General features: G+C 63.2%; 8 protein-coding genes. 5 read left to right on the top strand and 3 right to left on the bottom strand.

Annotated features, from left to right (window positions below):
- A partial coding sequence (gene glnS / locus B3V69_RS07010) for a glutamine--tRNA ligase (protein ID WP_296445083.1) occupies nucleotides 1–1550 on the bottom strand: 1550 nt, incomplete at its 3' end.
- Between the two features lie 100 nt (nucleotides 1551–1650).
- Between glnS and B3V69_RS07015 the strand changes: the two genes are divergently transcribed.
- On the top strand, nucleotides 1651–2796 hold the full coding sequence (locus B3V69_RS07015) for a DUF2157 domain-containing protein (protein ID WP_296445084.1): 1146 nt from the start codon (nucleotides 1651–1653) through the stop codon (nucleotides 2794–2796).
- An 8-nt stretch (nucleotides 2797–2804) separates the two neighbouring features.
- Here the strand turns inward: B3V69_RS07015 and B3V69_RS07020 are convergent, their stop codons facing one another.
- Nucleotides 2805–3392: an AAA family ATPase gene (locus tag B3V69_RS07020; RefSeq protein ID WP_296445086.1), complete on the bottom strand. Its 588-nt coding sequence runs from the start codon at nucleotides 3390–3392 to the stop codon at nucleotides 2805–2807.
- Nucleotides 3393–3626: 234 nt separating this feature from the next.
- On the opposite strand from B3V69_RS07020, the gene B3V69_RS07025 reads away from it, so the two are divergent.
- From B3V69_RS07025 to B3V69_RS20725, 4 genes are read left to right on the top strand one after another with little or no spacing between them, the layout of a single operon-like run.
- Nucleotides 3627–4295, top strand: a complete 669-nt coding sequence (locus B3V69_RS07025) for a hypothetical protein (protein ID WP_296445089.1) — start codon at nucleotides 3627–3629, stop codon at nucleotides 4293–4295.
- The gene (locus B3V69_RS07030; RefSeq protein ID WP_296445091.1) at nucleotides 4292–4975 is read left to right on the top strand and encodes an ABC transporter ATP-binding protein; all 684 of its coding nucleotides are present in this window, start codon (nucleotides 4292–4294) and stop codon (nucleotides 4973–4975) included. The genes B3V69_RS07025 and B3V69_RS07030 overlap by 4 nt, the downstream gene beginning before the upstream one ends.
- Nucleotides 4972–6192, top strand: coding sequence for an ABC transporter permease (locus B3V69_RS07035; RefSeq protein WP_296445093.1), 1221 nt, complete (start codon nucleotides 4972–4974; stop codon nucleotides 6190–6192). The genes B3V69_RS07030 and B3V69_RS07035 overlap by 4 nt, the downstream gene beginning before the upstream one ends.
- 32 nt (nucleotides 6193–6224) lie before the next feature.
- The gene (locus tag B3V69_RS20725) at nucleotides 6225–6959 is read left to right on the top strand and encodes an outer membrane lipoprotein-sorting protein (RefSeq protein WP_414707483.1); all 735 of its coding nucleotides are present in this window, start codon (nucleotides 6225–6227) and stop codon (nucleotides 6957–6959) included.
- On the opposite strand, the gene B3V69_RS07045 is transcribed toward B3V69_RS20725, so the two are convergent.
- Nucleotides 6908–7033 carry a chorismate-binding protein gene (locus B3V69_RS07045; protein ID WP_414707484.1) on the bottom strand — a complete coding sequence of 42 codons (126 nt, stop codon included), beginning with the start codon at nucleotides 7031–7033 and terminating at the stop codon, nucleotides 6908–6910. The genes B3V69_RS20725 and B3V69_RS07045 overlap by 52 nt on opposite strands.
- Between the last annotated feature and the right edge of the window lie 21 nt (nucleotides 7034–7054).

Consider the following 7054-nt stretch of genomic DNA (forward strand, 5'->3'; position numbering starts at 1 on the left):
ACGGCGACCCAGGTGATGACGCCTTTGACCTTGACGGCATCGCTGCCGGGCGTGCCGCTCTTGGTGTCGGGGACGAGGGTGGCCAGCACTTCGGTGATCTTGCCGTCCGCGTCTTTGGTGCAGCCGGTGCACTCGATGACATGGCCGTATTTCAGGCGCACCTTGTTGGCGGGGAACAGGCGGAAGAAGCCTTTGGGCGGCGTCTCTTCAAAGTCACTGCGGTCAATCCACACCTCTTTGCCGATTTTGAAGCTGCGTTTGCCCAGCTCGGGGTGGTGCGGGTGAATCGGGGCGCTGCAGTCGTCCAGCGTGCCGGCGCCCATGACTTCGTCCCAGTTGGTCAGCACCAGTTTCACCGGGTCGAGCACGGCCATGGCGCGGGTGGCGGTCGAGTCCAGCATTTCGCGCAGGCAGCCTTCCAGGGTGCTGTAGTCAATCCAGCTGTCGCTTTTGGTGACGCCAATGCGCTCGGCAAACAGTTGCAGCGCCTCGGGCGTGTAGCCGCGGCGGCGCAGGCCGACGATGGTGGGCATGCGCGGGTCGTCCCAGCCGCTCACTTTGTGGTCGTATACCAGTTGCGCGAGCTTACGTTTGCTGGTGACGACGTAGGTGAGGTTGAGGCGGGCAAATTCGTACTGGTGCGGCGGCGGGCTGGCGAGCAGGCCGCCCGCGATGCGACCGTCGGGCAGCGTCGTGACTTCCGTCAGGCGCTCCATCAGCCAGTCGTAAAACGGGCGCTGGTCTTCAAATTCGAGCGTGCAGATGCTGTGGGTGATGTTCTCCAGCGCGTCCTCAATCGGGTGGGCAAAGGTGTACATCGGGTAGATGCACCATTTGTCGCCGGTGTTGTGGTGCGTGGCGCGGCGGATGCGGTAGATGGCGGGGTCGCGCAAGTTGATGTTGGGGCTGGCCATGTCGATCTTGGCGCGCAGCACCATGGCGCCGTCTTCATGCTGGTGGTCGCGCATTTCACGAAAGCGGGCCAGGTTCTCGGCCGGGGTGCGGGCGCGGAACGGGCTGTTGACGCCGGGCTTGCCGAAGTCGCCGCGGTTGATGCGGATCTGCTCCACGGTTTGCTCGTCCACATAGGCGTAGCCGGCCTCGATCAGAAACTCCGCCGCGCGGTACATGAAATCAAAGTCGTCGCTGGCCTGGTACAGATGCGAGCTGCCGTTGGCGTTCCAGTCAAAGCCCAGCCATTGCACGGCGTCGATGATGCTGTTGACGTATTCAACATCTTCCTTCTCGGGGTTGGTGTCGTCAAAGCGCAGGTGGCATACGCCGCCATAGTCACGCGCCAGGCCAAAGTTCAGGCAGATGCTTTTGGCGTGGCCGATGTGCAGGTAGCCATTGGGCTCGGGCGGAAAGCGGGTGCGGATCTTGGCCGGGTCGCTCTGGCCCTTGGCGTGGTGGGCGCCGTCGCCGGGGCTGCCGCCCCAGCGGCGCGTGGCGTAGGTGCCTTTGGCCAGGTCTTGCTCGATGATCTGGCGCAGGAAGTTGCTGGGTTTGGCGGGGGTCGGGCTGGCAGGGGCGGGGGTGGGAAGGCTCATGCGAATGATTTTAGACGCGCAAACCCCGCTGGCGACGCATTCAATTCGGGTGGCCGTGCAGTACCATGCACGGCAATCACGGCTTCCGCATTCACTCCCCATGCATACCATCGACTCGCCCGGCCAAACTCCCATCACGCTAGAGCTGGGCCGACACGACCTGCAAGCTGCGGTGGAGGATGGCATTATTTCTACCGCGCAGGCGCAGCAACTGTGGTCGCGCTGGTCGGCTTCGTCATCGACTTCGACTTCGACTTCGGCGCTGGCCAGCTTGCAGGGCCTGCCAGAGGCGCTTGGCTTGCCGGCGCTGGGGGGGCCCGGCTTCAACTTCACCAACACCCTGTATTACTTCGGCGGCATGGTGGCCATTGGCGCCATGACGCTGTTCATGACCTTGGGCTGGCAGGCCTTTGGCGCCTGGGGCCTGCTGGCGATCAGTGCCGGCTATCTGGTGGCCTGCCTGACGGTGGCCGATCATCTGAAGGCCCGCCAGCTGCCCATTCCCGCCGGCATTCTGGCCACGCTGGCGGTGTGCTTGGTGCCGCTGATTGTGTGGTGCGTGCAGCAGGGCCTGGGCCTGTGGCCGCCGGGCGGGCCGGAGCGCTACTCGGGCTACCACACGCACATCAACTGGCGTTGGATGACGCTCGAATTCGCCACGCTGGCCGCCGGTGTACTGATGCTGTGGCGCTACCGCTTGCCGTTCATGGTGATGCCGATCGCGGTGACGCTGTGGTATATGAGCATGGACGTGGCCAACGCCCTGATGCAAAACGACGGTTTTGACTGGAAGTTCACGCGCGATGTGTCCCTGGTGTTTGGCCTGGCCACCTGTGCCGTGGCGGTGTGGGTCGATGTGCGCAGCCGGCGCGCGCAACAGCCCAGCTGGCGGCAGGACTATGCGTTCTGGCTCTACCTGTTTGGCGCCATCATGTTCTGGTGCGGTTTGAGCATGCGCGATTCAAGCTCGGAATGGGCCAAGTTTGCCTATGCGTTGATCAATGTGTTGCTGGTGTTCGTCGGCGCGGTCATCGGGCGGCGGGTGTTCACGGTGCTGGGCGCCTTGGGCGTGGCCGGTTATCTGGGTTATTTGTCGTACCGCGTGTTCCAGGACAGCCTGATGTTCCCGTTCGTGCTGACGCTGCTGGGTCTCGGTGTGGTGGCACTGGGCATCTGGTGGCAGCGCCATGAAGATCGCATCAACGAACGCCTGAGTGCCTGGGTGCCGGCAGGGCTGCGCGGCTAGGGCAGCGGCTATTCCAGTGTGTGCGCAAAGATATTGATGGCCTCAATGTCCGGGGCCAGCAGGGTGTAGTGCATGCCCTCGCGGGTCAAGGTAGCCCGCAGGACGTGGTCAATTTTGATCGCTTGATCTTCGTCCTGAAAACGCCCGGTGTGGACATATCTTTTATCGCCGCGCTCCACCAGGATGTTCACGTTATTGTGTTGCTTGTACCACTCCAGAATCTTATGCCTGGTTTTGGCAACGTCGCATATGTTGTCGGCGTAATGCTCGTTGTAATAAAGCATTTGCGGCAATGAGCATTCGGTCACCAGGAATTGCACCTGGCCGTCCAGCAGTTCGATCATTTCAAACTGGCGCTGGGCAATCTGGTACTGGTTCTTCAGCGCTTCAAAATCTCTTTGCCAGACCAGTAACTTGGCGTAGTCGGGAATCGTCTCCACAGTCTTGTGCCGCAGGTTCAGGTTCAGGATGATGGCCGAAGAGAACAGCGACTTGTCGCAGCCCGGTCCGCCAATGATGTTGATGACCTGGGTGGGGTACAGCCGCATCTTGTTTTCTGGCAGGCGATCCGCCACGGTGGTGTACTGGATGGTCATGTCGGGCTCCTCTTTCTTGTATGTTGGTAGCTTAGATCGTAGCCCGCCGCCGGGTCTTAGGCAAGTTCAATGAGCAGTTCAATGAGCAGGCATCCGAGCGCACCTGTGACGCCCATTTTTCTGCATTTGGCGCCCGCGTGGCGCAACCCATCGCAAACCGGGTGCATGGCGTGGCCTCGCCGCCTACGCTTGCGTCCGTTGCCCTCGTAGTTCACCCTTTCACAGGAGTTTTCAATGTCTTCAATGTCTTCAAGCATCTCTGCCGCCCGCGCGGCCAGATCGACCAGCGTGGCCTTGACTTTGCTGTTGGTGGCGCACGCTGCTTTTGCCGTGCCGCCAGCCCAGTTCCGGAGTGCTTTTGCCGCCTTCACACAGGCCGCAGCCGGGAATGGCGCGTCGATTGAGCCAGCGGCCGACGCGTTTGCGGCCTTGCGCCAGACCGAGCCGGCCAATCCGGTGCTGATGGCCTATGAAGGGGCGAGCGTCGCCCTGAAAGCCACCACCACCTGGCTGCCGTGGAAAAAGATGGCCTATGCCGAGGACGGGCTGGCGCTGCTGGACAAGGCGCTCGCCTTGGTGAGCCCCGAGCACGCCGCCGTGCTGCCAAACGGGCCACCCGCCGCGCTGGAGGTTCGCTTTGTGGCCGCCAATACTTTTTTGGCGATGCCGGGTTTCATGAACCGGGGCGCACGCGGCGCCAAGCTGTTGGGCGACGTGATGGGAAGCAGCCTTTTTGTCACTTCACCGCTGGAATTTCGCGGCGCGGTATGGCTGCGCGCCGCCAAGTTGGCCACCAAGGACAAGCGCCTCGACGACGCGCGTCGCTACCTGAATGACGTGATCAGCAGCCATGCGCCCCAGGCCCCGCTGGCGCTCGAACAACTCAAGGCACTTGCAGCATGAGCACGACCCATCACAACGTGGTCGAGCTGCACGCGGTGCACAAGACCTATCGCCTGGGCGAGCACGTGGTGCGCGCGCTGCAAGGCGTCGATCTGGCGGTGCAGCGCGGCGAGCTGCTGGCGCTGACCGGCCCGTCGGGCAGTGGCAAAAGCACCATCCTCAACCTGTGCGGACTGATCGACACGCCTGATTCCGGCGACATCGTGCTGGATGGGCGCTCGATGGGCGGTCTGGATGAAATCCAGCGCACGCTGATGCGCCGCGATGCGATGGGCTTTGTGTTCCAAAGCTTCAACCTGGTGCCGGTGATGACGGTGGCCGAAAACGTCGACTACCCCTTGTTCATTGCCGGCGTACCGGCGGCCGAGCGGCGCGAACGGGTCGCCGCCCAGCTGGTGGCGGTGGGCCTGCAAGAGCATGCCCAGCATCGGCCCGATGCGCTGTCAGGCGGACAGCGCCAGCGCGTGGCGATTGCACGCGCGCTGGTCAAACGGCCCCGGCTGGTGATTGCCGACGAGCCCACCGCCAGCCTGGATTCGCACACGGCGGATCAGGTGCTGGACTTGATGCGCGAACGCGGCCATGCCGAAGGGGCCGCTTTTATCATTGCCACGCATGACAGCCGCCTCACCAAGCGCTGCGACCGCATCGTGGCGCTGCTGGATGGGAGACTGCAATGATGTCTACGATGTGGTTGAAATTCGCGTGGCAGAACACGCTGCGCAACCGTCGCCGCTCACTGGTGACGGTGTCCATCGCGGCACTGGGCACGGCGGCCATTTTGGTGGCGGGAGGCTTTGCCTTATCCACCTACAAGGCGTTGGCGGAGGCCGCCGCTCGCAGCACCGGGCACTTGATCATTGCCAAGCCGGACCAGTTCAACAAGGATGAAGACACGCCGCTGCAACACGGACTGGACAACGCCTCGGCGCTGAGCGCCAGCCTGCTGGCCGACCCCGAGGTGCGCAGCGTGCTGCCACGGGTGGAGTTCAGCGGGCTCATCAGCAACGGGGACAAGTCGACCGTCATGATGGCCACCGGCATCGACCCGGACGCCGAATTTGCCGTGAAAGGCCCGTTCCTGACGATCACGGCGGGTGCGGTGCTGGTCAGTGGCTCCAAGGAGGCCGAGGTGATGCTGGGCGAGGGCCTGGCGCGCAGCCTCAAAGCCAAACCCGGCAGCAGCCTGACGCTGTTGGCCAGCACCTCCGAAGGCGCCTTGAACGCGATGGATGTTCAGGTCAAAGGCATCTTCTCGACCGGCGTGCCCGACATGGACCGGCGCTTCATCTACACCGACATCGCGACGGCGCAAAAGCTGCTCAATACGAAACGGGTCTCCAGCCTGGGCGTGTTCTTGAACCGCATGGAGATGACCGGCGCGGCGCAGCAGCGCTTGGCCGCGGCCCATCCGGCGTTGAAGGTGCAAACCTGGCTTGATCAGGCCTTCTTCTACAAATCGGTGCGGGATCTGTACAACCGTATTTTCGGGGCGCTGGGCCTGATCATCGGTCTGATCGTGGTGTTTGTCGTGACCAACGCGATGGCCATGGCCATCATCGAGCGCACGCGTGAGATCGGCACGCTGCGGGCCTTGGGCACCTTGCCGTCGCAGTTGCTGCGCACGCTTGGTCTGGAGGGCATGGTGCTGGGCGGCGTGGGCGCCATCGCGGGCGCCTTGCTGGCGCTGGCAGTCACCGTGTTTCTGCTGCTGGTGCCGGTGCAAATGCCGCCGCCACCGGGGCGTTCGGTGGGCTACCCGCTAATCATCACCTTTGACTCGGCCATGTACCTGGCGACGATGCTGTCGATGGTCGCGCTGACGGTGCTGGCCTCGGTCTGGATCGCCCGCAAGACGGTGCATATGCCGGTGGTTGATGCCCTGGCCCACACCTGAAACGAAACCTGTTTGAAACTTGGGGATTCACCATGAAATTTCTCACCCGCTTGAGACTTGTGGCAACACTGGCCGTGCTTGGTCTGCAGGCCCAGGCCCAGGACATAGGCACGCTGCTCAAAGCCGCCGATCGCTTTCGCATGAGTGCCGACAACCTGCAGGTGGAGACGCAGATCAGTGTGTTCAACAGCGACGGCACGCCCGACAAGGAACGGCGCTACACCGTGTTTGCGCAGGCCAAACACCAGTCGCTGGTGCTGATGCAAAGCCCGGCCGAAAAAGGCCAGAAGGTGCTGATGCTGGGCGACGACTTCTGGCTCCTGATGCCCAACAGCCAGCGCCCCTTGCGCATCACGCCAATGCAAAAGCTGCTGGGGGACGCGTCCACCGGCGATGTCGCCACCATGAGCTGGGCCGACGACTACACGGGCGCGCTGGTCGGTGAAGAGCGTTGTGGTGACGCCAGCGAGGGGGCGGCCCAGCAAGCCTGTCTGCACCTGAGCCTGAACGCCAGTCGCAAGGGCGTGACCTACCAGCGCATTGAGCTGTGGCTGGGCAAAGCGCGCCGTGAGCCGATCCGGGCCGATTTGTACGTGCAGTCGGACAAGCTGGCCAAGCAGGCCCGCTTTGTCATGGACAAGCCCGCTGCCCCGACCATGATGACCGAGATGGTGTTGCGCGACCAGTTGAGCAACCACAAGGAAACCCGCGTGCGCTACCTCAGCCGCAAGGAGCGCAGCGTGCCCGAGACCTGGCTGACGATGTGAAGGACGTGCGAGTAGGTCTCGACCACCATCAGCTCGTCGACGCTGACCGTCCCGTACTCGCAGACCCGGCCCAGGTCGTTGCGCCCGAGGTCGAC

The sequence above is a fragment of the Rhodoferax sp. UBA5149 genome (assembly GCF_002413825.1).
GTDB lineage: Bacteria > Pseudomonadota > Gammaproteobacteria > Burkholderiales > Burkholderiaceae_C > Rhodoferax.